Below are 872 nucleotides of genomic sequence, written 5' to 3'. Positions count from 1 at the left end.
AGGTGACTGTTTGTCCGGCTGGTGGGTAGAGGGTGGTGTCGGTGGGGTCTGTGGGGTTGTTGAAGGGGTCGGGGTTCTCGAAGGGGAGGACCGAGGTGGAGAATCCTTCGGGGCCGCGTTCGATGGCGAGGGTGCAGGTGCGGGTGTATCCGTTGATGACGAGGGGTTCGTTCGGGTTCGTGATGGTTGCGGTGATCGAGGAGTCGTCGCTGGTCAGTGTCACTACCGGGGGGAGCGTCGTAGTCTCGGCGTTCGCGACGTGCGGGAATGCCAAGGTCGCTAGCGATGCAATGGCTACAGCAATAGGTCGTTTCACGTTGCCTTTGGTATCACGTGGGTTCGTGGGAGCCGGGTAGGTCGGCGTTGCACGGTGTGGCGCAGTGGTTTGTCGCTGTGCGGTGTCGGTGGTTGTGAGTGTTTTCGTGTTGTGACCTGGGGTGATGCATGTCCCGGGTGTGGGTTGGTGGTGGGGCCGGCGGATGTGTGTGGGGGTGGGGGTGTTGGTGTGTGGCGGGCTCGTCGGGCGCCCTGTCGCTGCCGGTTTTGGGTGTTTTTGAATCATGTTGTGCTGCAACATATGTCATTAAACATGCTGGTGTGTAGTGATGTTGAGCGACTTTGCGCACCAGACTGTCGTTGTTGCGTCGTGTCTTGTTGGAGGCATGTGTATTTCGGTGTTTTCTGGTTCGTGTTGTGTTCGAGGTGTGCTAGGTGCGGTGGGGCATGATGGGTGCATGACATCGGGACGGGTTGAGAGCGACGGGGAGTGTCGGACTGCGGCGCGCGCAGCGCGTCCCCATCTCCCGTTCGGGTGCGGGGGAGTCGATAACGTGACAATGAATTGTGTTGGTGAGACTATGATTTCGGTTTCT

General features: G+C 59.4%; 1 protein-coding gene. It reads right to left on the bottom strand.

The window, feature by feature from the left end:
- A partial coding sequence (locus RZ1_RS29465) for a hypothetical protein (RefSeq protein ID WP_139282085.1) occupies positions 1 to 223 on the bottom strand: 223 nt, incomplete at its 3' end.
- Positions 224 to 872: the final 649 nt, after the last annotated feature.

The sequence above is a fragment of the Rhodococcus zopfii NBRC 100606 = JCM 9919 genome, from assembly GCF_001895025.1.
In the GTDB taxonomy this organism is placed as follows: Bacteria; Actinomycetota; Actinomycetes; order Mycobacteriales; family Mycobacteriaceae; genus Rhodococcus; species Rhodococcus zopfii.
Note: the sequence above shows the minus strand (reverse complement) of the source record. Positions and strands in the feature narration are given on the sequence as shown.